Source organism: Marinomonas sp. IMCC 4694, assembly GCF_008122525.1.
Classification (GTDB): Bacteria; Pseudomonadota; Gammaproteobacteria; order Pseudomonadales; family Marinomonadaceae; genus Marinomonas.
In genome coordinates, this window is sequence record NZ_VSRV01000001.1 from 1518439 (window position 1) to 1542306 (window position 23868).

At 45.2% G+C, this 23868-nt stretch carries 20 protein-coding genes and 1 tRNA gene; 11 read left to right on the forward strand and 10 right to left on the reverse strand.

Going from position 1 to position 23868, the window contains the following annotated elements:
- The first annotated feature begins 1 nt into the window (after position 1).
- On the forward strand, positions 2-1330 hold the full coding sequence (locus tag FXV75_RS06935) for a TRAP transporter large permease (protein WP_148831844.1): 1329 nt from the start codon (positions 2-4) through the stop codon (positions 1328-1330).
- A 249-nt stretch (positions 1331-1579) separates the two neighbouring features.
- Here the strand turns inward: FXV75_RS06935 and FXV75_RS06940 are convergent, their stop codons facing one another.
- Positions 1580-2557, reverse strand: coding sequence for an IS5 family transposase (locus FXV75_RS06940; protein ID WP_148830718.1), 978 nt, complete (start codon positions 2555-2557; stop codon positions 1580-1582).
- 75 nt (positions 2558-2632) lie between these two features.
- Here FXV75_RS06940 and FXV75_RS06945 point away from each other — a divergent pair, with 75 nt between their 5' ends.
- The gene (locus FXV75_RS06945) at positions 2633-3661 is read left to right on the forward strand and encodes a TRAP transporter substrate-binding protein (protein WP_148831846.1); all 1029 of its coding nucleotides are present in this window, start codon (positions 2633-2635) and stop codon (positions 3659-3661) included.
- A 463-nt stretch (positions 3662-4124) separates the two neighbouring features.
- Positions 4125-4367: a hypothetical protein gene (locus FXV75_RS06955; protein ID WP_148831848.1), complete on the forward strand. Its 243-nt coding sequence runs from the start codon at positions 4125-4127 to the stop codon at positions 4365-4367.
- Between the two features lie 22 nt (positions 4368-4389).
- Here the strand turns inward: FXV75_RS06955 and FXV75_RS06960 are convergent.
- Positions 4390-4474: transfer RNA gene (locus tag FXV75_RS06960), tRNA-Leu, on the reverse strand.
- Positions 4475-4688: 214 nt separating this feature from the next.
- Here FXV75_RS06960 and FXV75_RS06965 point away from each other — a divergent pair.
- From FXV75_RS06965 to FXV75_RS06980, 4 genes are all read left to right on the forward strand, one after another.
- Complete coding sequence (locus tag FXV75_RS06965; RefSeq protein WP_148831850.1) at positions 4689-5420, forward strand: DUF599 domain-containing protein; 732 nt, start codon at positions 4689-4691, stop codon at positions 5418-5420.
- Positions 5410-6114, forward strand: coding sequence for an O-methyltransferase (locus tag FXV75_RS06970; RefSeq protein WP_148831852.1), 705 nt, complete (start codon positions 5410-5412; stop codon positions 6112-6114). The genes FXV75_RS06965 and FXV75_RS06970 overlap by 11 nt, the downstream gene beginning before the upstream one ends.
- A 162-nt stretch (positions 6115-6276) precedes the next feature.
- Entirely contained in the window at positions 6277-8205 is a 1929-nt protein-coding gene (gene htpG / locus FXV75_RS06975; RefSeq protein ID WP_148831853.1) for a molecular chaperone HtpG, read from the forward strand.
- A gap of 161 nt (positions 8206-8366) precedes the next feature.
- Positions 8367-9275 carry a DNA ligase gene (locus FXV75_RS06980; RefSeq protein WP_148831856.1) on the forward strand — a complete coding sequence of 303 codons (909 nt, stop codon included), beginning with the start codon at positions 8367-8369 and terminating at the stop codon, positions 9273-9275.
- Between the two features lie 44 nt (positions 9276-9319).
- Here the strand turns inward: FXV75_RS06980 and FXV75_RS06985 are convergent, their stop codons facing one another.
- Positions 9320-9634: an ArsR/SmtB family transcription factor gene (locus FXV75_RS06985; protein WP_187424860.1), complete on the reverse strand. Its 315-nt coding sequence runs from the start codon at positions 9632-9634 to the stop codon at positions 9320-9322.
- A gap of 176 nt (positions 9635-9810) precedes the next feature.
- Complete coding sequence (gene xthA, locus FXV75_RS06990; protein ID WP_148831859.1) at positions 9811-10623, reverse strand: exodeoxyribonuclease III; 813 nt, start codon at positions 10621-10623, stop codon at positions 9811-9813.
- Positions 10624-10800: 177 nt separating this feature from the next.
- Between xthA and gorA the strand changes: the two genes are divergently transcribed.
- Both gorA and FXV75_RS07000 read left to right on the forward strand, forming a co-directional pair.
- Positions 10801-12177 carry a glutathione-disulfide reductase gene (gene gorA, locus FXV75_RS06995; RefSeq protein WP_148831862.1) on the forward strand — a complete coding sequence of 459 codons (1377 nt, stop codon included), beginning with the start codon at positions 10801-10803 and terminating at the stop codon, positions 12175-12177.
- Positions 12178-12429: 252 nt separating this feature from the next.
- On the forward strand, positions 12430-13737 hold the full coding sequence (locus FXV75_RS07000; protein WP_148831865.1) for an OmpP1/FadL family transporter: 1308 nt from the start codon (positions 12430-12432) through the stop codon (positions 13735-13737).
- Between the two features lie 175 nt (positions 13738-13912).
- Here FXV75_RS07000 and FXV75_RS07005 read toward each other — a convergent pair whose 3' ends face one another.
- From FXV75_RS07005 to FXV75_RS07030, 6 genes are all read right to left on the reverse strand, one after another.
- Entirely contained in the window at positions 13913-16180 is a 2268-nt protein-coding gene (locus FXV75_RS07005) for a GGDEF domain-containing phosphodiesterase (RefSeq protein ID WP_148831867.1), read from the reverse strand.
- A 112-nt stretch (positions 16181-16292) separates the two neighbouring features.
- Positions 16293-17402 carry a DUF1513 domain-containing protein gene (locus FXV75_RS07010; RefSeq protein ID WP_148831870.1) on the reverse strand — a complete coding sequence of 370 codons (1110 nt, stop codon included), beginning with the start codon at positions 17400-17402 and terminating at the stop codon, positions 16293-16295.
- 2 nt (positions 17403-17404) lie between these two features.
- Complete coding sequence (locus FXV75_RS07015; RefSeq protein WP_148831873.1) at positions 17405-18460, reverse strand: imelysin family protein; 1056 nt, start codon at positions 18458-18460, stop codon at positions 17405-17407.
- Positions 18460-19836: a di-heme oxidoredictase family protein gene (locus tag FXV75_RS07020; protein WP_148831876.1), complete on the reverse strand. Its 1377-nt coding sequence runs from the start codon at positions 19834-19836 to the stop codon at positions 18460-18462. The genes FXV75_RS07015 and FXV75_RS07020 overlap by 1 nt, the downstream gene beginning before the upstream one ends.
- Positions 19837-19968: 132 nt before the next feature.
- Positions 19969-21261, reverse strand: coding sequence for an imelysin family protein (locus tag FXV75_RS07025; protein ID WP_148831878.1), 1293 nt, complete (start codon positions 21259-21261; stop codon positions 19969-19971).
- A 125-nt stretch (positions 21262-21386) separates the two neighbouring features.
- On the reverse strand, positions 21387-21971 hold the full coding sequence (locus tag FXV75_RS07030) for a hypothetical protein (RefSeq protein WP_148831881.1): 585 nt from the start codon (positions 21969-21971) through the stop codon (positions 21387-21389).
- A gap of 335 nt (positions 21972-22306) precedes the next feature.
- Here FXV75_RS07030 and FXV75_RS07035 point away from each other — a divergent pair, with 335 nt between their 5' ends.
- Positions 22307-23497: an NAD(P)/FAD-dependent oxidoreductase gene (locus tag FXV75_RS07035; RefSeq protein WP_148831884.1), complete on the forward strand. Its 1191-nt coding sequence runs from the start codon at positions 22307-22309 to the stop codon at positions 23495-23497.
- Between the two features lie 63 nt (positions 23498-23560).
- On the forward strand, positions 23561-23803 hold the full coding sequence (locus tag FXV75_RS16405; RefSeq protein ID WP_148831886.1) for an N-6 DNA methylase: 243 nt from the start codon (positions 23561-23563) through the stop codon (positions 23801-23803).
- Positions 23804-23868 lie beyond the last annotated feature (65 nt).

Genomic DNA, 23868 nt, shown 5'->3' on the forward strand with positions numbered 1-23868 from the left:
CGTGTCGGTAGTCTTTATTGGTTTTGTTGTTCTTTTGGTGTTGATCCTGGTGTTGCGTATGCCGATTGCGTTTGCCATGGGCGTGGTGGGATTTTTTGGTTTTGCCATTTTGCAAGGCTTGGGGTTCGATAACGTCTTTTCATTTCGCTGGACGAGCTCCCTAACGTTGGCATCGAATCGTGTGATTGAGACGGTACAAGAATACAGCTTATCGGTTGTGCCTTTGTTCATTTTAATGGGCAATGTAGTGACGCGCTCTGGGCTGTCGCAAGAGCTGTACAACGCATCGTATGCGTTTCTGGGTCACCGTAAAGGCGGTTTGGCAATGTCGACAGTATTAGCATGTGGGGGATTTTCGGCCATTTGTGGCTCCAGTTTAGCGACATCAGCCACCATGGCGAAAGTCGCCATGCCGCCCATGAAAAAGTTTGGTTACTCCGATGGATTGGCAACGGCTTCGATCGCTGCAGGGGGCACTCTGGGGATTTTGATTCCACCCAGCGTGATCTTGGTAATTTATGGTTTATTGACGGAATCCAGTATCCGCGAATTGTTCGCTGCAGGCTTTATTCCAGGCATGTTGGGCATTGTTCTGTACATGGTCGCGGTGCGTTATGTGGTCTGGCGCGACCCTTCAGCTGGGCCGGCGGGTGAGCGCATGACGTTCAAAGAACGCATGGTCGCGCTAAAAGGCATTTGGGGCGTTTTGCTGCTGTTCACGATTGTGATGGGCGGCATCTACTTGGGTGTGTTCACACCGACAGAAGCCGCTGGGATAGGTGCTGGCGGCGCACTGTTAATCGGTTTTGCACGTCGTAGTTTGAACTTGGTTGCGGTATACGAAACCTTGATCGACACGGTGAGAACCTCGGCTATGTTGTTCAGCGTGGTGATTGGTGCCTTGGTGTTTTCTGACTTTATTAATCGTGCTGGCTTACCGGACGCCTTACTCAATTTTGTGACGGCGCTGGACGTATCGCCGATGGTGGTGATTCTGGTGATTTTAGGCATTTATATCGTGCTGGGTATGGTGTTTGAAAGCTTGTCTATGCTGTTGCTGACGGTGCCTGTGTTTTATCCGTTGGTGGCCAGCCTTGGGTTTGATCTGGTGTGGTTTGGTATTGTTGTGGTAGTGGTGACCGAAATCAGCTTAATTACACCGCCGGTAGGAATGAACGTGTTTGTTCTCAGTGCGGTATTAAAAAATGTAAAAGCCGCAACAATCTTTAAAGGCGTAACCCCTTTTTGGTGCGTGGATATCATTCGACTGTTGATCATTGTTTTTGTGTTTCAAGTGTCGATGTTTTTACCTGAGTTATTGTATCGATAAGTGTTGTTAGAGAGCACCGATAGGGTTTTATTAACAAGACCCTATCGGCAAAATAAATCATATAAAATAGGAATAATAAAATGAGACCTTTGCATGAGCAGTCGATCTAGCCATATTGCTTGCCAAAGGTCTTTTATAAAAAATTCAATCAACGTCTTTATAGAAAACGGTCAACATCGTTAAAAATCAGTGCTCTTTAACTCATAAAAATGCCCACATAGTCCACTTGGACGGACTTTACTTGCTATCTCAGCATTCTCGTTGGATACGAAACGCCCGTTTTAGGTTGTAAGCCATACAAATTAAACTCACCCTAGCCTGATTGCGAGCCCGTCCTAGATAACGCGCTTTACCTAACCCATAGTGCAATTTCATTATCCCAAAGACATGCTCTACACGGGAACGAATACTGGAAAAATAACGGTTTTGCTTTTCTTGATCCTCGTTAAGAGGTCTATTACGATAAGCTCGATGGATAATGCATTCTTTGACCTTTTTTTGCTTCAATAACCTGCTGTGCTGGGCACTTTTGTACGCACTGTCTGCATACACTTCCCGCTCATGACCAGTGAGTATCGATTCAAATGGAATCGAATCGTGAACATTGCCTGCCGTGAGCATGACTTCTTTGACAAAACCATCCTCATCCACATTTGTATGGGCCTTAAAACCATAGGTGGTTTTACGTTTTCCATCGCTGCTTTGCTTAACGCTATAGCCTGCTTCTGGGTCTTGCGTGTTTTTACCCTCAGCATTCTTACGAGGACGAGCATTCTTCGCTTCTATCACGCTGGCATCTATGATGCTTATCTCACCTTGTTTGATGATCAGACTTTGTTCGGCTAACTGGGCATTGATCTCGGTCATCGCTGCGTCTAGTAATCCGTTTTTCTCTAGCAGATTACGGAAACGCCAAATTGTACTGTGGTCGGGAACGCCTTGATCTAGGCCGACACCGACAAACCGGCGAAATAATAAGTCGCGAGCCAGTGCTTTTTCCAGCGCTGGGTCACTTAGGTTGTGCCATGATTGCAATAACAAAGCTTTAAACATCATCAACGGAGGCCAAGCGCGTTCACCTTTTGTACGGTTGTGAATGTCACAGAATAATCGCTCAATGCAGGACCAATTCAACAAGTCATGAATCTCGTCAAATTCTTCAATAAACCGATTCGATGCTTGCAGCGCATCGGCAAAGCTCTGTTGTTTTAACTCTTTCCACGCCATTTTTTGATTGCTCTTCTTTGCTTTTGGTTATTATCTCATAGGATCGAAGGGGATTATTCGTGCAAAGGTCTCAAAATGATGAATTTTAATAAGAGTTTACTTTGCTTGGCTGTGGGCGCCGCCGTGTCTTTTCCAGCCTTTGCAGCGGATGTGACCTTTCGTGTTGCTACTTGGTTGCCGCCGACCAACCCACAAAATGAGACCGTTTGGCCAACGTGGAAAAAATGGGTAGAAGAAGCAACCGAGGGACGAGTAGAAATTGTTATTGAGAACTACACAGGTCACCCTAAAACGATATTCGATGCAGTTGAGGACGGTGTATACGACATCGGTTTTTCGGTGAATGCGTATATTCCGGGACGTTTTTCTTTACCTGGTGTGGCTGAGATTCCAGGTGAGATTACCGACGCGGAAACCGGTTCTGTTGCCCTATGGCGAACGTACAAGGATTATTTCGAACCTGCTCACGAATACGATGGCTTGCAGCTTTTAGCCTTGTTTGTTCATGGTCCCGGACAGCTGCATACTACCTTCCCTGTCAACTCATTAGCGGATTTGAAAGGCAAAAAAATGCGCCTTGGCGGTGGTTTGCTCAGCGTTCTTGCAGAGCGTTTAGACGTCACTCCCGTGTCTGCTCCCGCACCAAAGTCCTACGAAATGATGCAGCAAGGGGTGGTTGATGGAACCTTTTTGCCCGCACAGGAACAAAAGTTCTTTCGTTTAAGAGAATTAAGTACCGACCTCACTTTGTTTCCAAAAGGCTTATACACTACCGCATTCAGCGTGGTAATGAACACCGATGCGTTTGAAGAGCTGAGTAAAAAAGATCAAGCGGCCATCATGAGTGTGTCCGGTGAAAAACTCTCAAGATTAGCGGGTGCCGCTTGGGGTAAATCGGATGAAAACGGTATTTTAGAAGCCAAGGAGAAAGGCGTAAATGTGGTTTTCTTGTCGGAAAATGATCAGCGTGTGAAAGACTTAAATGCCCTCTCTGAAGGCATCGATCAGCTCTGGGTGGAGTCTGTTGCGGACCGAGATGTGGACGCAAAAGGCGCATTAGCGGCGTTCCGTCGATACGTTAAGGACATAAACAGCGAAAAATAACAGCGCAGCGCGATGATGAGTATTCGTGACGATAAACGCCTAATGGGTTATTCATTAGGCGTTTTTTTGTGAGCACAGACCTGGTAGATACCAAGTTAAACATCGCTCAGGGTGGCGTTTAGCCTAGTCGGGTGTTGGTGCTCGATAATGGAAAGGTTCCGTTCTGTGTCTGGTGATCATATTATGTTTTCAAGGGATTAGATCGGGTTTAGATGAAACGTCTTAATACGACGAACCTCGCCCGATCCGTGTTTTGAATTACAGTTGGTTGAATTATGCATGGATTTCGTTATAACGGCCCGAGATCTGGATCTCAATCAAACCTTTGTTAAACGCATCTCGCCGTTTTTCTGCATCTGGAAGGGATTTTGACACCAGTAAATACAAATCGTTTGGCTCTATGGGCGGCATAAGTATTCCCAGCTGAGACCCGTCAAGACCTTCGGCTTTAGCGGCTTCCTTTGTGAAAGGAGAAGTTTGGCAGCATGGTTTAATCGGTATTGGGAGTGAGTGGTCTCGTCCATTTCCAGGTTATGTAGCGGGTGCCATCGACACGGCCAACGCGAGTGTTAACTCATTGGGGGTATCACGACAGCGGTCATCATTATGGCATTGTTCAACGTTGCATCAGGTGACGATTGTGATTACCCGTTCAATACGGATCATAATGCTAGAAAGTGAGAGGAGTTATAAAGCTGAGCGTTGAGCGTCAGTAAAACGCTTTAAAATGGTGCGGATGGAGAGACTCGAACTCTCACGCCGTGAAGCACTGGAACCTAAATCCAGCGTGTCTACCAATTCCACCACATCCGCATGTCGTTTTTACTTCGGTGGATCATACGGGTTTTTAGTTCTGATGCAAGTATTTTTAAAGGGGCTTTCGCTTTATTTTTTTTCATCTTTTTTCATCTTTTTTCATCTTTTTTCATTTATGTCTTTTGTATTTTGTCTTTGTCGTCGGGGACTTGTGGTGTAAAAAATGATTTAATTATGGCTTCTAAATAGACCGCTCAAGTCGAGTTAAATTATGGAAAGCCATTCCGTTTTCGTCCTGTTAAATGTCCTTGATTTAACCACTCTTTTGGTATTTTTTGCGAGCTGGTGGGGATACGCGTTTTACGCTCAATACAATTCTAAGCGTCGCTCCTGCTTGGTCAGTGTGCTCCACCAATTTCGTTTGGCGTGGATGTCGCGATTATTAAGACGCGATAACCGCATTGCCGATGCCTCTGTGATGGCCAATTTAGAGCGCAGCAGCTTATTTTTTGCGTCGAGCAGTTTGCTGATCATTGCGGGCTTGTTTACAGCGTTTAATTATTCTGAAAAGGCCTTGGGTATTTTGTCGGATTTTTATCTTCTTTCTCCGATGAGTCAGCAAGAGTGGGAGTTAAAAATTATCGTGTTGGTCGTGATTTTTGCCTACGCTTTTTTTACTTTTACATGGTCGGTGCGCCAGTACAATTTTTGCTCTGTCTTGGTGGGCAGCGCGCCTCTGGCGACGGAGCGGGGCATTGAAGACAGCGAACGTGAGCTTTACGCTACACACATGGCACAGATCTGTAGTTTGGCTGCGAATCAGTTTAATTATGGATTACGCGCGTATTATTTTGCGATGGCATTTTGTGGCTGGTTTTTAGGTCCGTATTTTTGTATGGCGGCGAGTATTATGGTGGTGGCTGTCTTGTATCGTCGTGAGTTCCGTTCGAAAACCTTTAAAACATTGAGTCGCGGATTGGTGATGAAATCTCATGCTTCCTAATTTCCCTAGAGCCGTTGCTGACGACGAAGCGCCGGTTAATCGTACCATTAAAGTCGACGATAGGCTTTATCACTATTTGCTTGATGTATCCGTTCGTGAGAGCGCGCTGTTAAAAGCGCTGCGACTTGAAACGGCGCAATATCATATGGCGCGCATGCAATTGTCTCCTGAAGTGGGTCAGTTGTTGGCGTTACTCGTTAAATTGCAAGCCCCTAAAAAGTTACTCGAAATAGGCGTGTTTACGGGGTATAGCACCTTGTCAATGGCCATGGCGATGTCTAAGGATGCGCATTTTATTGCAATTGAAAAAAAGCAAATGTGGTTAGACATTGCTACTCGGTATCTTGAACAAGCGAATGTGATGGACCGGGTAACCACGTACTGTGATAAAGCCTTGCCTGTGATGACGTCTTTTTTAGTGGATCAGAAAGAGACGTTTGACTTTATTTTTATCGATGCGGATAAGCAAAATTTGTTGGCGTATTATGATGTGGCCAAGCAATTACTTCGCCCTGGTGGCTGTCTATTAATCGACAATACCCTTTGGTGGGGAAATGTCGCGGATGAGGCTTTTACCGACAAAGACACTCAAATAGTGCGTCAACTCAATGCCACCATTCATCAAGATACCGACGTTGAGCTGTCGCTCATTCCCATTGGAGACGGTCTTACGCTGGTGCGTAAAAATACCTAACTTGCTTATTCCTTTATCTTTTTGCGTGTTTCTTTTGATTTTCACCTTGTCGCCTCTTGAAATTCAATGAAGAGGCTTTACTTATGTAGCACAAGTGAAACGTAATATGCCTTTGGTGTGATGATAAACCGAAGGTTCATTCAAATAGGAGCACGCTAAAACATGGCAACTGATACTCAAAAAGAAACGTTAGGATTTCAAACAGAAGTCAAACAACTACTTCATTTGATGATCCATTCTTTGTATTCCAACAAAGAAATTTTTCTAAGAGAGCTGATCTCAAACGCATCTGATGCGGTCGATAAGCTTCGCTTTGAGTCTGTCGCTAACGCAGACCTTCTCGCCGAAGACCCTAACTTACGCGTTCGTATCGAATTTGACAAAGACACCAATACCGTTGTGATCGATGATAACGGCGTGGGCATGTCGCGCGAAGAAGCCATTACTAACCTAGGCACCATTGCTAAATCTGGCACATCTTCTTTCCTTGAGCAATTAAGCGGCGATCAGAAAAAAGACAGCCAATTGATTGGTCAATTTGGTGTGGGCTTTTACTCCGCGTTTATTGTGGCAGATAAGGTAACGGTTGAAACTCGTCGCGCTGGTGCATCTGACGGCGAAGCGGTTAGTTGGGAATCGGATGGTTCTGGCGAATTCACGATTGAAAACATCGACAAAGCAACACGCGGTACACGGATTACTTTGCACCTTAAAGCCGGTGAAAAAGATTTTGCCGACAGTCATCGCTTGCGTTCTTTGGTCACTAAATACTCAGACCACATTTCTATCCCTGTCGAAATGGAAAAAGTCGTGTATCCAGAAATGGATGAAGAGGGTAATCCTAAGCCAGTCGACGCAAACAAAGCGGCGGAGTTTGAAGCGGTAAACTCCGCAAAAGCGCTATGGACTCGTCCACGCAACGACGTGACAGATGAAGAATACCAAGAGTTTTATAAACACATTTCTCATGATTACCAAGAGCCACTAAAATGGTCGCATAACAAGGTAGAAGGCAAGCTAGAATATTCAAGCTTACTGTACATTCCGTCTAAAGCGCCTTATGACCTTTGGAACCGCGACATGCAGCGTGGCCTGAAGTTGTACGTTCAGCGTGTGTTTATTATGGACGAAGCAGAAGCCTTCTTACCGCCTTACATGCGTTTTGTGAAGGGTGTAGTAGATTCAAATGACTTGTCTTTGAACGTATCTCGTGAGATTTTGCAGAATGACCATGCGGTTGACTCTATGCGCTCAGCATTGACGAAACGTGTATTGGATATGTTGGCTAAGATGGCGAAAAACGAACCAGAAGATTATCAAAAATTCTGGGACGAGTTCGGTAATGTCATCAAAGAAGGCCCGGCTGATGACATGGGTAATAAAGATAAAATTGCTGCTTTGCTGCGTTTTAGTTCGTCTCACAACGATGCATCAGAGCAAACGGTGTCTTTGGCTCAATACATTGAGCGTATGAGTGAAGGGCAAGATAAGATTTATTATATCTATGCTGAAAGTCACAATACGGCAAAAAACAGCCCGCATTTAGAGATTCTTCGTAAGAAAGGCGTTGAAGTGTTGTTATTGAGCGATCGTATCGACGAATGGATGATGTCCTCACTGCAAGAGTTTGAAGGCAAATCATTCCAAGATGTGACGAAAGGTAAATTAGACCTCGCTGATTCAGAAAACGAAGAAGAGAAAAAAGAGAAAGAAGAAAAAGCGGAGCAAATTAAGCCACTGCTTGATCGTATGAAAGCCGTATTAGACACAAAAGTCGCTGGGGTCAATTCAACGGACCGTTTGACAAATTCACCAGCTTGTTTGGTGGTGGGTGAGTACGACATGGGCTTGCAAATGCGTCGCCTGCTTGAGCAAGCGGGACAGCAGTTGCCAGAGTCTAAGCCGACGTTGGAAGTGAATCCAGACCACCCTATTGTGGCAAAAATGAACGAAGAGTCTGACGAAGAGCGTTTTGCTGACATGGCGTGGTTGCTGTTTGAGCAAGCCACTTTGTCTGAAGGTGGGCAGCTTGAAGATCCAGCGACCTTTGTAAGCCGCATGAACAAGTTGATTGTGCAGTTAAGCAAATAACACTTTAGACAGCTTGAAGCGATTTTTTCAAATCTGACCATACAAAAGCCCATATTTATCTGAATATGGGCTTTTTTTTCGATGGAATTTGCCTCATCGATGAAAATCGTTTAATTTCATCAAACACCTAGGAAGGGTGTTTTACTGTCAAGGAGCAGACTATGTTTATCAAGTCGTATCATTTCGCCGTGTGTGCATTCATCTCAACGGTGGTTTTTTCTCAATCCCAAGTACTATCACAAGTTCAATCCCAGTCCCAGTCAGAAGGGGATCCTACTCCAGAAGGGCAAATTAAACCGGACGTGCAGCTCGCCTCGCTTTATTCGGATGGTGTACAGCTGTCGGATTACTATATCAGTGAAAAATACGATGGTGTTCGTGCGATCTGGACCGGTAACGTACTGATGACCCGCCAAGGAAATCCGATTCAAGCGCCTGCTTGGTTTACGGACCCTTTACCCTCGGTTTGGCTGGATGGGGAGTTGTGGTCAAAGCGTAATGATTTCGAGTTTATCGTTTCGACCGTGCGAAAACATCAGCCAGTCGATCATGAATGGCGACACATTCACTACATGGTGTTTGATGCGCCCGATCAGGAAAAACGCATGACTTTCGCGCAGCGGTACGTGCGTTACTCTCGTATTGTGACGGAGTTAAAGCAGCCTCACGTGATGCCAGTAACGCAGTTTTCGATGAATGATAACGCTAAATTAGCCGCGTTGTTGGCGCGTTATGTGAGTGAAGGGTCAGAAGGTTTAATGTTGCATCGCAAACAAGCCCTTTTTGAATCGGGTCGCACTGATAATTTATTAAAGCTGAAGCCGCATATGGATGCAGAGGCCACCGTACGAGAGATATTTAATGGAGCGGGTAAATACGAGGGAATGATGGGGTCTGTGTTAGTAGAAATGCCGTCTGGAATTCGTTTTAAAATCGGCAGTGGCTTTACCGATTTACAAAGACAAAATCCGCCAGACATAGGGGAAATCGTAACATACAAATACCACGGATTTACCGAAAAAGGCATTCCAAGGTTTGCGACTTTTTTACGATACCGAGATCCATATTAACGGTAAATCACAGAGCCGGGTCACAGGGTCGAGACGTTAAACCATTACAATGACGGGCAAAATAAGTCATGCATCGTATGAATCAGAGTTTTTACTCGGTCGTCGCCCAAACGATAATAAATAGTTTGTGATTCTCGACGAGTGCTAACCAGCCCGTCTTTTCGTAACACGGCAAGGTGCTGAGAAAGAGCGGATTGGCTTAGGGGAAGCTTTTCATTCAAAGCGGTGACAGACATCTCTTTGTCTAATAGATGGCATAAAATCATCAGTCTATTTTCGTTGCTAAGGGCTTTTAAAAAAGTCGCCGCTTGTGATGACTGCTTCAGCATGTCTTCCATCGTCAGTGTGTCATTGTTCATTCTTTTTTCTCGTGTGTTCAGTGTGTAATGTTCGCAATCATTAAAGGCAAATATTATACACATTATCTGTGGATAATTAGGGTAATACTAATACAACACATTAGGCCGTGTAATGAATAGCCGTATTATAGCGTTGTGTTGGTTCTGCAAACAATATCGGGTTAAAACCTGTGGCGTTAACTGAGCGAAAAACTGGCCCAAATGGGGGCGTGGTCTGACGGCTTTTCCAACGCTCTCATATCGTAGTCAACATCGGCGTTTTCTAGGGAGGGGGTTAGACCGTTTGATGACAGGATGACATCGATTCTCAAACCACGCTTTGGGGTGTCATCAAAGCCTTTTGAACGATAGTCGAACCAGCTAAAACGATCGTTTTTTTCAGGGTTAAGCCTGCGATAAGTATCCGTCAAACCCCAATCACAAAGCGTGTTAAACCACTCTCTTTCTTCTGGTAAAAAGCTGCACTTCCCCGTTCGTAACCAGCGTTTGGCGTTTGGAGCACCGATGCCGATGTCTAAATCCGTCGGTGAAATATTAATATCGCCCATGACGATGATTTTATCGTCAGGAGAGTGAGACGCTAAATAGTCCATTAAATCTGCGTAGAATTTGCGTTTAGCTGGGAACTTGGTTTCGTGGTCCCGGCTTTCTCCTTGGGGAAAGTAACCATTGAGTACTTTTACCGGTCCCTGCGGTGTGTCAAAAGTGGCAATGATCATGCGGCGTTGCGCATCTTCATCATCCCCAGGGAAGCCGTATTCAACTTGGATGGCTTCCTGTTTACTCAAAATCGCCACGCCGTAGTGAGATTTCTGTCCATAATAATAGGCATGATAACCAACGGATTGCGGAATCTCATGAGGGAAGGCGTCGTCGTGTACTTTGATTTCCTGTAAGCCAATGACATCCGGCGTATGCTTTTCAACGAGTGCGTGTATTTGGTGTGGACGAGCACGCAAGCCATTGATATTAAAAGAGACAAATTTCATTGTATTGATCCCATTATAAAATCCAGTAATCATACCTAGTTGTTTTCGTTCCATAAAGAGCTTAACGAAGTAAGATGAATTTTTTGATTAAGTCGATAGCGGTATTCTTTTTAACTTCCTGAGAAAGCCCTGTTACACTGAGAGAAAGAATTAATGTCTTACAATCGGAGAGTTAACATGACGTATCAATATGATTTATTTGTAATTGGAGCCGGTTCTGGTGGTGTAAGAGCCAGTCGTGTTGCTGCATCTAAAGGTTATAAAGTCGCGGTAGCAGAGGGCAGTGCACTTGGCGGTACGTGCGTGAATATTGGCTGTGTACCTAAAAAATTGTTTGTGTATGCGTCTGAATACAGTCATGGCTTTGAAGAGGCGGCGGGGTTTGGTTGGACGCACAAAGGCGTTGATTTTAATTGGTCTGTATTGCGAGACAATAAAACCAAAGAGATTGAACGTTTAAACGGTATTTACGGCAACATGCTTGGCAACGCCGGCGTAGAAGTGATTTCAGGTTTTGCAAGCTTTGTGGATGCACATACTGTACTGATAGACGGTAACACTTATACCGCAGAACGTATTTTGATCGCGGTGGGCGCGAAGCCGTTTATTCCGCAATTCACGGGCAGTGAGTTGGTTGTCAGCTCGAATGAGATGTTTTATTTAGCGTCCTTACCGAAAAAAGCATTGGTTGTTGGTGGTGGTTATATTGCCGTTGAGTTTGCTGGGATTTTAAATGGTCTGGGCGTTGACACCACACTGGCTTACCGTGGCGAGCAATTGCTGCGTGGATTTGATCAAGATGTGCGTGATTTTGCGAGTGAAGAGTACAAAAAATCAGGCATTGATCTTCGTCTAAATACGGACGTGGAGCGTATCGAACTGGTCAATGCAGACGACAAAAACGGTGCTCGAATCGTGCATTTTAAAGGCGGTCATTCTGAAGAATTCGGTTTGATTCTCTACGCCACCGGTCGTGTGCCGAATGTAGGGTCTTTGGCACTGGAAAAAGCCGGTGTTGAAACGGGTAAAAATGGTGCTGTGATGATAGATAAAAACTTCACAACGTCAGCGAGCAGCGTGTTCGCGTTGGGTGATGTGACAGACAACATTCAGTTAACACCTGTTGCCATTAAAGAGGCTATGGCGCTGATTGCTTATTGGTTTGATGGTAAGGAAGTCGACTTTGATTACGATAACATTCCAACCGCGGTATTTAGTCAGCCTGCGATCGGTACCGTCGGTTTATCAGAGCAAGAAGCGGAATCTCGTGGTTTGGACTTCCGCGTATATCAAACCGATTTTCGTCCCATGAAGCACACTTTGAGTGGTGGTACAGCGCGTTCTTTGATGAAGCTTTTGGTTAGCAACGTCGATGACAAAGTCATTGGTGCGCACATGGTGGGAGAGTATTCTGGCGAAATCATCCAAGGCTTGGGGATTGCGATCAAAGCGGGTGCAACGAAAGCCCACTTTGATGAGACCGTCGGCGTGCACCCAACCAGTGCCGAAGAATTTGTGACCTTTTCGGCAGGCGCGTTAAAAGAACGTAAATAACACTTGTTTAACTGTATGTAAAAAACGAAAGGTACCGTAATGCGTCTTTTTTGAAAAAAGGCGACTCCGGACCAATTTTGGGGTTTTGTTGCTATACCAGCCGTATCAATATTTTACATTTTTCTCTGAATATTGTGTTGCTTAAGAAATACTTGCTGGTAATATCAAGACATGTGCTTCTATACATGAAGCGTATAAGTGTTTTCACGATGCAAACAAAATTTCCAATAAAAATAACAATGGAGCTTATTTATGACGACTTCTTCCAAAACATTTTTTAAGGCCAGCCTTGTTGCGATGTCCGTCGCTGCGGCGTCCTCCGCTTACTCAGCAGGTTTTGCGCTCAATGACCACAGTGCAACAGCATCGGGCAAAGCACTGGCTGGTGTTGCGGCCACGAATGAAGACATTTCAGGCAGTTTCTGGAACCCTGCGTTGTTCACCAATGCCAATAAAACCACCGTCTATGCTTCTGGCGCGTACGTTATGCCCAGCATGGAGGTGAGTAATATCGCGGCCAACAATTCAGCTATTGCGGGCGGCACATCCATATCAGGTTCTACGAGCAACAATGATTCTGTTGATAATACTTTAGTGCCGTCATTGTATATTGCAAAACCTTTGTCAGATAAAACGATTGCGGGTTTGTCTTTGAACGTACCTTTTGGGTTATCGGGTAATTATGGAGATGAATGGGCAGGTCGATTCCATGCCACAGAAACATCTCTTCAAGATATTGCCTTAAGCTTTGCCCTTGCTCATCGTTTAAATGACTGGGCCTCAGTGGGTGCCAGTGTCCAACTTCATAAAGCTGAGGTTGTTCTTGGCTCTGCGGTAGGTTTTGTCGGAAGAGAAGGCGATGGCCGGATTCAAGCGGATGATACTGGTTATGGCTACAGCTTTGGTGTGGCGTTAGAGCCCAAAAAAGGCACTCGCCTTGGGTTGGGTTATCGCAGTGAAGTGGACTTAGATTTTGAAGGTGACGTTAAATACACTGATGTTGCTGATTTAAATGCAGTTTTGACCGCCAGAGGAATGGCAAACTTAGTTGACACTACCTTAAGTGATTCCATTACATTGCCTTCCGTTTTAACTGTGAGTCTTGAGCAAGAAGTGACGAAGGATCTTACTTTTGGTTTAACCGCAATAAAAACGGGATGGAGCGCCCTTGATGGACTAAACATTGATTTCGATAGCGGCCAGTCTAATTCTGTTCTGACCTTCGGCTTTGAAGACCAGTGGATGTATGCCGCAGGTTTGACGTTTGCCTATTCTGACAAGTTGACGCTTCGTTCTGGTATTGCAATGGATAATTCACCGGTGACAGACGAGTATCGTTCAGCTCGAACGCCAGACGGCGATCGTAAATGGATCTCTGTGGGTGGCACGTACGACTTTAATGACATGACCTCCGCCACTTTTGCCTTCACACACGTGATGATTGAAGACGTATCAGTGAATCGTACTGGTTTAACAGAAGATGCGGCGCGTGGTAAATTGCAAGCCGATTACAGCTCTTCAGCCAATACCATTTCTGTTGCGATGAACATGGCGTTCTAATCGCGCGGAGCGTGTCTTAAGAGCAAAGTAAAACCAGGGTTCTTTTTTGAACTCTGGTTTTTTTTGTTTTGCTGCTGCTTTGCTGCTGCTTTGTGGCTGCCTTATGACAAGGCAATACAGCGTATCATTACATAAGATGAAACAGGAGAGCTGAGCTTTGCTTAGGGGTATGTGCTTAGTACACCATACGCAGTTCTTTGGCTTTGGCGTTGTTTTGCTCTGTCCAGTCTAACAAGGGAGACGGCTTTCCAAAGTAGTAGCCTTGTAAGGTGTGACAACCAAGCGCGACGAGAAGGTTAGCTTGTTCTTGTGTTTCAATGCCCTCTGCTATGACTTGCATATTAAGTGACTCAGCCAATTGTATGGTGGATTTAACAATGTCTATGTGTCTTTGGTCTTGGGGTAACGGCGAGACAAAACGACGATCAATTTTTAAAATATTGGCCGGAATATCAACCAATTGCCCCAGCGATGCCTGCCCTGTACCAAAATCGTCTATAGCAATCTTGTAGCCATATTGTGACAAGCTTCGCAGTCGCTTATGAATAAGTGGGTGTGTCATGACCGAGCTGGTTTCAGTGATTTCTAATTCAAGCATACTGCTTAGCCATGAGTTGTCTGCGGCCAATGACATTAACAAAGCAAAGAAAGCGTCGTTCATTAATTCTTGACCGGCTAAGTTAAACGCGATGGGCGTGCGTATGTGCTCCTTGTGCCATTGTGTCAGGGTAACCACGAGTTCTTTTATAAGATTTTCAGCCAGCAGTGGCAATAACCCCAACTCTTCGGCAATTCTGATAAAGACAATAGGAGACACATATTTGCCGTCAGTTTGCCATCGTGCGAGTGCTTCAAATGAGCGTATCTGTCCATTTGGGGTTACTTGAGGTTGCAACCAAATACGTATTTCTTTCTTTTTGATCGCGTCACACAGCTTTAACCCCAATCTATGTTCTTCCACTAACTTGTTTTCAAGGTCATGATTATAGTAAGAACAACGCCCGTTACTGGTTGAATATTCCAATGCCATTTCACAGTGCTCTAGTAATTCTTCAGCGGTTCCGCCATCGGTATGGTAGTAAGCAATACCAACTTGATAGTCCATATTAAGTCGACGACCATCCATTGTAATTTGGCTGGGTAAGATAGAGTGAATCAATGCGGAAAGGTTTTTTTGTATTAAATAGGTTTGTCCTAGAGGAATAAAACAGGCGAATTTAACGCCACGTAGACGGCCGATGACCGCTTCTTTGGATAACTTTTTTTGTAATGTCTTTGAAAAACTGAGAATAATTCTGTTGGCTCTGTCCCTACCATACTGCTTATTGAGTAGCTTAAATTGACAGATTCGCACAATAAACATCGCTCCCGTCAGATGCTTGTCTTGTTCGTTGATGCCTATATTAACCTGGCGACAAAAGTGCCGATGATTGGGCAGCAAGGTTAATAAATCAAAATGAGCAAGACGGCTGTTGGTTTGCTGGGTGGTTTCGAGCTCTTGCTGCATGGCGTGAAGTTGGCTGGTATTTTGTAAATGCAAAACATAAACGTCATGTCGTGTTACTGATGCGCGACGGACCTCGATGTAAACCTGAGGGTTTTGTTTTAAGGTGCACTGGGCAATATTGGATTGCCAAAAAAAAGTAATACGATGATTTTTTTGATGCACGGTAACCGGCGTTAGCCAATCCGAGATGCTTGTATCGGAGAAAGTCTGGTTTCGCGATTCAGAAAGTAGTTCACGAGCCAATTGGTTGGCCTTTACTATTTTGCCTCGTTGGTCACAGAGTAAGGTTGACGTACCTGACTTTTCAAAAAAGTCTTCACACATGATGGCGGTAGCATTGAGTGTTTTGTTAAGCCGTTTCATGTTGGACGCATTATTTTCCAGCGTTTGAATGATTCTGGAGACAGCAAGCGGTAGGCTGATACTTAACGTAATAAAGGTTAATAGTTGGAAGTAAAAGGCAGACGATAGGCCCGTTTGTGTCGCATCAAAATTATCCGATGCGGTTAACAAAAAGGGATACACATTAAACACCATAGCGATCAATGCGGCTTTCACATTAAACAATAACCGTATGATCAAGGGCAAAATATACAAAGAAACAAGAGCGTATTTTTGGGCATCATGTTCCCCGCTAAACGTGAGTAGCACTAAGCTGGTTATGATCAAGGTAACAATAAACACAATGGATACGAGCCTAGTGTACTGTCGACTGAAATACAGTAATCCGCCTAGTAAGAAAAGGTAAGCTGTGTTGACGCCAAGAAATGAGCGCTCAGTTGGAAAAAAAACAGAGCGGATTTCCGACACAGCAAAAACCGCCATCGTCAATATGAGCAATACTCGTAATGCACTTTTTTGCAAATGCCCCTGGCTTTCGTCTGTCAAGGAGTCTGCGTAGGTCGTAAAATAACGTTTGATAAATTCAATAAACATTTTTTAGTTTCATCTTTTTGATTAAATACACCCATATTGCTCAATGCTTTTTATCAACATTACTTAAAAACCACGCATTTAACTATATTTGTATCTATTTGTAACTAGAACTTTACACATTGATACGTTTCAGATGGTTATCCCACTGAATGTCAATGTGCTTTTTAACCAAACGACTGTTTTTTGAGACAGGGTTGGTGAGGCGCTGAGCGCCTGTTCCACTGGTTACAAGAAACTCATAAGCATTGTTTGTCGCGATCAAGCCACACACATCACGACAGTTTTCGATCCCAAGAAAGGTGTTCGAAGCAAGGTGCCAAAATGCCACCAATCCTCCTTTAGGTGTACTGACGGCAAGCACGTCACCTGTCGAATCAAAGCACACGCTGCCGCAATATTGTTTAAATCGGACTCTGATAGCCTCAGGCGGTGTCAGGTACTGTAAGGTTGTTTGACCAAGCCGAGACAAGCCGACAAGAGGGACCTGATCCCGTATGTCCCCTTGGTATTGAAAGCCCAATGCGACCGTGCCTTCGGCGTTGACATCGAGGTGACGAATGCTCAATTTGTGCCATTCATCGGGGTGAAACGATTCATTTAAAATGCGGCCATCGACTAAGTGTAAGTAAGTAACATTGGGTTTCATCGTCGATAGATTCAAAATAGTTCGTTCTTCGTCTGGGTGAGTTTTCAGCCCACCGTTGGCGATCACTAATACATGTTGATTTAAGAAAATGGCTTCATGTGGGCCAATGCCATTGCTGCTGAAAGTTGCAACGACTTGCCCAGATGGCCAGTCACGTACGACTATTTTGCCTTGGCCTGTTGGGTAATGGTTTTCCTGTGTGATCAGTGCTTTGCCATTTTTGGTAAAGAGTGCATGACCGTAAAAATGGTGCTCATGCTGCGGCTCAATACGCTGGATTCTTTGGTGGCTAGACACGTCGAAAAAGTCGATAAAAAAACCTGGTCTTCGAGCGACAATGCCGACGATGCTCTGATTAGGGTGAATGACTGGCGCGTGTGCTCGGTCGGTTAACGGGGTCGTCCATATAAAACGACCTTGCTCGTCAAACAGCCCAAAATGATGAGATTGCGTGCCCAGCGAATACGCCGACGCAAACAAAGCCGAACCAGAGGAGCTGCTTTGGGTCAATGTCGCCCATGACGGTGCGCCGAGTACTGCCCCGCTCAAAGCAAGAAACGACCGTCTGTTAAGCATGGCTAATCTCCATCACGGCTGTTAAAACCAATCTGAAATCCCAACGAAGTGACCAAGTTCGTAAGGTAGGTTTGGCTGTTTGAAATCGATTTCACTAGCGGTGTCGCGAGCTCAACCCGTTCTACTTGAGTGCGGCCTGGTTGGAAAAAATCATCGGGCAATTGTTGAGACAGTTGGCGATTTTTTATGAGCTGCAGCTCCAATTGTTCGGCTAGCTCAGGGCTTGTTTGTTGTGCGATTTCGTATAAAGAAGGGGACCCAGCATGATAAATTTCACCATACGATTGTAGATTTCGTTGTATGGCTTTAAGTGGTAAGTCGCTACGATAAAACTCTGCAAGTTTTAAATTTTCACGAGTATTATAGCCAATCGGCGTTTCTAATTTGGCGTCTTTGACGGCCGACATGTGTTCGATCCATTGTTGCAAAAACTGTTCTAAGGCGACGCTTTCAGGGTCAAATCCAGTGCCTTCTTCGTCAAACACCCAGTCTTGTGCGCTGGCGCCTTGCCATTGTTTTTCGACCTCACTGGCACTGTCTAGGTGATGACGAGTGATTTTTAAAAGCAATTGACAGTGGTCAGCCGATTTAACTGGCTCAAAATCTGGATGATACAGCAGGCTTTCAATGGCTGTTAATCCTCTTACCGCGATACTGGCGGATGTCCAGAATTTAGGCGCTTCCATCACTGCTGGGTCGCCTTGTACTAGGGTTCTGAGTTGTCTTTGCGTGACCCCCTTTTTGTCGGGCCAATACTCAAACGCGTAATACCTCATAAAATAGGTCACAGGGCCAAAGTTTAACCACTGTATCCGCTGCCAATCTAATGCATTTTGTTGAAACGCACCTTGTGCCACTAGCAAAGTCTGTGGTGAGGGCGCCTTACAAAAGTCAGCCGTTCGTTGCTGCAACGACGCCGATGAAATGGTGTAGTCTTGGTATCCCTGTTGGATAACCTGGGATGTTATCCCGCTTAAAGGGCCTTCCCACTGTCCGGCGTACAGTAAAAATGGGCTGGTGCTAATCGCCAGAGCGAACAGTTTTGGAAAATATTTCATCAAAGTGACTCCAAAAAATGAATGAGTGTTTTACGATCTGCTGAGTTTAACGCTTTATAAAATTGTTGGCTGGGTTGTGCCTCGCCTCCGTGCCATAAAATAGCCTCTTCTAGTGTTCGGGCTCTGCCGTCATGGAGAAAACCTTGTCTTTTAGACACTGTTTCGGAGAGCCCTATTCCCCATAGCGGAGCTGTTCGCCATTCTCTTGGCTGCGCGGAAAACGCTGGAAAGCCGCTGGCCAGTCCTTCTCCCATATCGTGCAGTAACATGTCGGTAAAAGGGTAAAAGGTGCGATTATTTAACCCTTGAAACGTTGAGTTTTCGCCCGTATGCATTTTGGGTGTATGGCAGCTTGCACAGCGACCCTGGTCAAATAGGCGCTTTCCTGCCAAAAAAGAGGGATCTTGTAGGCGCCGCATCGCGGGAGGCGCAGACAAAGCAATAAAGACATTGACCAGTCGCATTTGTTGTCTGTCAACTTCTAGGTTATCTAAATGTACGCTGTTGCCATTGGGGCTGTTTACACAGCCTTGCTGAAAAACGGTGCAGTCACCGGACGCATTCGGCAAAATTGGTGTTGATAGCCCCAAGTCTATATTAAAAGCTTGCTGGTTTTGCTCGCTCAACCTTGCTGTGGTGGCTTTGTAACCGAAGCGCCCTAGCTGTATATTGCCGTCGATTAGAATCCGGTTTGGGCGGCCACTGATGCCATCATTATCTAAATCGTCAGGGTCGCTATTGGCAAGAATAACGTCGTCTGGGATATGGTCTAAGAGCCCCATGCCGACTAACGGGGGGGACACGAGCAAAGTGTGGCCTGTCAGAGCGTCGAGTTTGCCATAATTAAGCGTGTTCCAGTGTAACTTTGGCTGCCTTAATTCGACCGTTGTACCATCATCGAATGTTTCAATCTGAGTCAGATAGGTAAGATGATAGTCGCCTTCTGGCTCAATGCCAGGAGCATTATGATGTTGAAACTGATGGCCATAACGGGAGTCGCCGATGTGAGGGAAAATGCCTTCGATGGTGGACGAAGCAGACGCCGTGTTTTTCCCAAGGCGAACAACAAAAGACGGCACAGAAGCCCCATTGATGTGTGCTTCAGGTGCATGGCCTCGACCATTGTTTACGTGGCAGTTTTGACAGGAGCGAGCGTTGTACAGTGGCCCTAATCCGTCACTGGCGGTCGTTGACGAGGGGGCGGGGACCCACAGTTTTTGAAAGATTGCTTCACCAATTTTGTGTTCTAATTTTTGGTGTGCGCTTATTCCACTTATGGGGTGTGTATAGTCACTCGCCAACGCCGTATTTTGTAAACAAAAAAAACCGACGCAGGCGCCAGCTATTAATTGGAAGGGCATTACTCTTGTCATCATAGGTGGATACAGCTCTTAACCGATACACTACACCACGTCCCTGTGGCTTTTTTAAATAGGTTTGATAGAGGAAACGTTCATGTTTGCTTTATGGAAACGCCGTTTTTAAACCATGGCTTAGTCAAACGCGGCTTATTCAAACACGGCGCCAGGGTTGTCTAAGCTATCTGAGCCTTCCAGCGTAATATCTTGAAGATTTAATTGATGGATTACCTCTTCTGTCGAGCGTGTTTCTTCCACTAAAGCGTCCACAAAATTTTGTACAAGTTGGTTTCCTTTTGTGTTGTTCATCGCGATCAGAACATCAAACGTTTGGCCTTGTATAGCGGCGTCGACCATGGCTTGAGCCGCGGCTTCGGTTGCATTTAGTTTTTGTTTCATGTCTGTGTCAAGGGCGCTGTTCTGTTCAGCGACAATCGCCGACAGAGATGCGCCTTTTAGCCAGCTGCCGTCAACGCGCTTGTATTCTCCCAAGTAAACATTTTTGATGCCCTTGGCGTCATAATAATGTGACCAGTGGGTATTGTCAGAGAAGCAATCGTGTTCTTCTTCTGGGTCATGGAGCATTAATCCCAGTTTGGTTCTTTCGCCCCCCAATTCGCCATAGGCCAAACTGCCCATCCCGGTCAGTATAGTCGACAAGCCTTGATCTGGAGTTTGCTGCAGCAGTGCGAGACGAGCGGCACCGGTCTTCTGCCAGTTGTTCGCCATTTCCTCTAAGTCAGAAATAAGCAAATCTGTCGCAGCGACCAAATAATCGCGGCGACGATCACAGTGGCCATTTGAGCAGTTAGCTAGGTCAAAATCGGTAGCGGGTCTTTCACCTGCGCCTGGGTTAGTGCCATGTAAATCTTGACCCCATAATAAAAACTCAATGGCGTGATAGCCGCTTGCCACATTGGCTTCTACGCCATCGGCTTCTTGTAAGTGGTTTGCAATCAAATCGGGGGTAATGATCGAAGTGTCAACTGTTTCACCAGCAATTACCAGCTGTTTAGATGCGATGACATTGGCGGTATACAGCTCGTTTAAATCCGATTCACTTCCGTAGCTGCTTTTGGCTACGTAGTCAATTAGCCCTTCGTCAAGCGGCCACGCGTTCACTCTTCCTTCCCAGTCATCCACGATGGCATTACCAAAACGATAGACTTCACTTTGCTGATAAGGAACACGAGCCGCAATCCAAGCGGTTCGTGCCGCAGACAAGTTTTCTTCGGTTGGTTCGGTTAAGAGTACGGCAATAGAGGCGCGTAAGTGCTTGGCGGTGGTTAGAGAATCCTCATAAATCGCTTCCGCTATGTCGGCATAGTGAACCACTACCGACGCTGCCGACACGGTATTAGATTCTTGCTTTACCATGGCTGGGCCACAAGCCGTTAACATGGCGGCTGTGATACCAAGGGCAATAGGGGTGAGTCGTTTCATGTTTGAATCTCCAATAGGTTTTAGTGTAATTATAGTATTGGAAATGAAAACGATTATCAATAAATATATTGGAAGGCTTGTTAGCGTGCTGTCCAGCCGCTAGAGCGTGTTCTGCTTTAATGGCGTTATTGGCGACACTGATAGTGAAATGTGGTGTTGGCCGCCTCTTTTAAATTGTAATCGCAGGCCCTTTCCCTCAATAAATGCTGGCCTTCCCATGACACGCTCATACTAACAGGCGATTTGTCTCTGTAACTCGGAATAAATCGATACGCAGCCACAACGTCAATAGCGCTGTTTGGGCCCAGTTGTATAGAGTGTCCAATGAGTCGTTGGCGTGTTTCTGAATTGTATAAAGTGTAATCCGTTGTGTATTCTTGATCGCCGTTTTGGTGAGAAAAATTGAGCCATATTTTACGGTAACTTTGGTGCTCGGATGTGGGGTTAACAAACCGTAACTTGGTGTAGATGATTTGCGGGTGAGATAGGCTGGCGCGCGCATTCTGGCTTACTTTTAAGTAGGTGGTGTTGGGTTCTTGCCAAGGTAAATGGCTACCAAAGGACGCATCAACAATCTGAATGGTTTCACTTTCAAAATGAGCGCTTATGTACTGCACAATGTCCTTGATAGGCGCGTACAGGGCGAGTGAAAAAGCACCCAATAGGGTTAGTTTATGTAAATTTTTAATCGCACTGAGACGTTTTAACATGGCTAAGTCCTAACTATTAAGTAACTGTTCATTTATACAGCACTGTATATTTAAACAGTTATTTTGTATAGAGCGTTTTTTAAAAAAGCGTTTGCATTTTTCAAATAAAGCAGAGATTTTAATTTTTCTAGTCTGTTTTTAAAAATTAATAGAAAAGATTTGATTTTATCTAACAGGCTGAAAAATAAGATAAAATTTATGATTCCCACAGCCTTTTTAACGGTTTCTGTGGACAAGATTTTCAGGGTGATATTTCGCTTTTGATGATGGCAAAAAAAAGGCTTATGAGGTGCTAATATAAACCGCAAACACTATAATGCACGCGTATTTTAATCATGAGGTCGGTTGTGGATAAAGTTGATGTGATTGTAATAGGGGCTGGCGCCTCTGGCTTGATGTGTGCCGCAACAGCTGGTTACCGTGGTAAAAGTGTGCTTGTATTGGATCACGCAAATAAAGCAGGTAAAAAAATCCTCATGTCAGGAGGAGGGCGTTGTAACTTTACCAATATGGACACAGCCCCTAAACACTTTTTATCTGATAACGCGCACTTTTGTATTTCAGCGCTGCGCCGTTATTCACCACAAGCGTTTGTCGATTTAGTGGATCGCCATGGTTTAGACTATGTTGAGAAAACACCAGGGCAATTATTTTGTGAGCATTCCGCGAAAGACTTATTAGATGTGTTGCTTACTGAGCTCGAGTGGTCCGGTGCTGAGCTAAAGCTTAATACAAAGATTCACCACCTTGACTTTCAAAATGGGCACACCCTCGTTAAAACTAATCAAGGGGATTTTCAATGTGAATCTCTGGTTGTCGCGACGGGTGGCTTGTCCATTCCAACACTGGGCGCGACGAGTTTTGGCTACGATATTGCCAAACAAGTTGGTCATCATGTGCTTGCTACAAGAGCAAGCCTCGTGCCGATTACCGTGCAGCCGGAGCGAAAAGCGCAACTGTCGACCTTGTCAGGTATCGCCTGCGATATATCCGCCGCCGCCAACGGCGAGGTATTTCGGGAGCCTATGCTCTTCACTCATCGCGGTGTTAGTGGCCCTGCTATTTTACAAATCACCAATTATTGGCAGCCAGGTGAAGTACTCAGCATCGATATTGCCCCCAATCTAACCTTGGTTGATTTGATGGCGGTACGACATAGTACACCCAAAAAAAGCTTTGAAAGCCTCTTATCCAATTCGTTACCAAAACGCCTCGTTGAACTCATAAAAGAAGAATTCACGTGGCTTTCAGAACGCAGCGCACAAACATCAAACGAACAAATTGAACGCTTACATCACTACCTTAAGCACTTTGACATCCAACCCAATGGAACCGAAGGCTACCGAACAGCCGAAGTGACTCTGGGCGGCATCAACACAAAAGAAATCTCCTCGAAAACGTTTGAATCTCAAAAGCAAAATGGGCTGTATTTTATCGGTGAAGTACTCGACGTAACCGGTTGGCTGGGTGGCTATAACTTCCAATGGGCATGGGCGAGTGGGTACTGTGCAGGGCAATATGTTTGACAAAATGTAAGCGAATTGTTGCCTTTTAAACCGCACTTTATCTAAGTCTCTGGGCAAGCTGCGATGAACTGCGTGGCGGTATGGACGCCTCCCGCGAAAATCTGGCAAGATAACACCTTGTCCAGCCCTAAGTGGAAAAATGATAACGGCGATTTGAAAGCCTTTGATTTTGCGGTGGCCAACCCACCGCTTTCAGTCAAAAGCACGAGTAACGGCATTAATCTAGCTGATGACGAATTTAACCGTTTTGAATACGGTACATGGAGGAATTTATGCCCAAATGGCGACTTCATCGTGAGACCTTGAATACATCACTTTTGTCTCATGAAGAGTGGGACTATTAAGAAAGGTGTTAGGTGTGTTTATACACT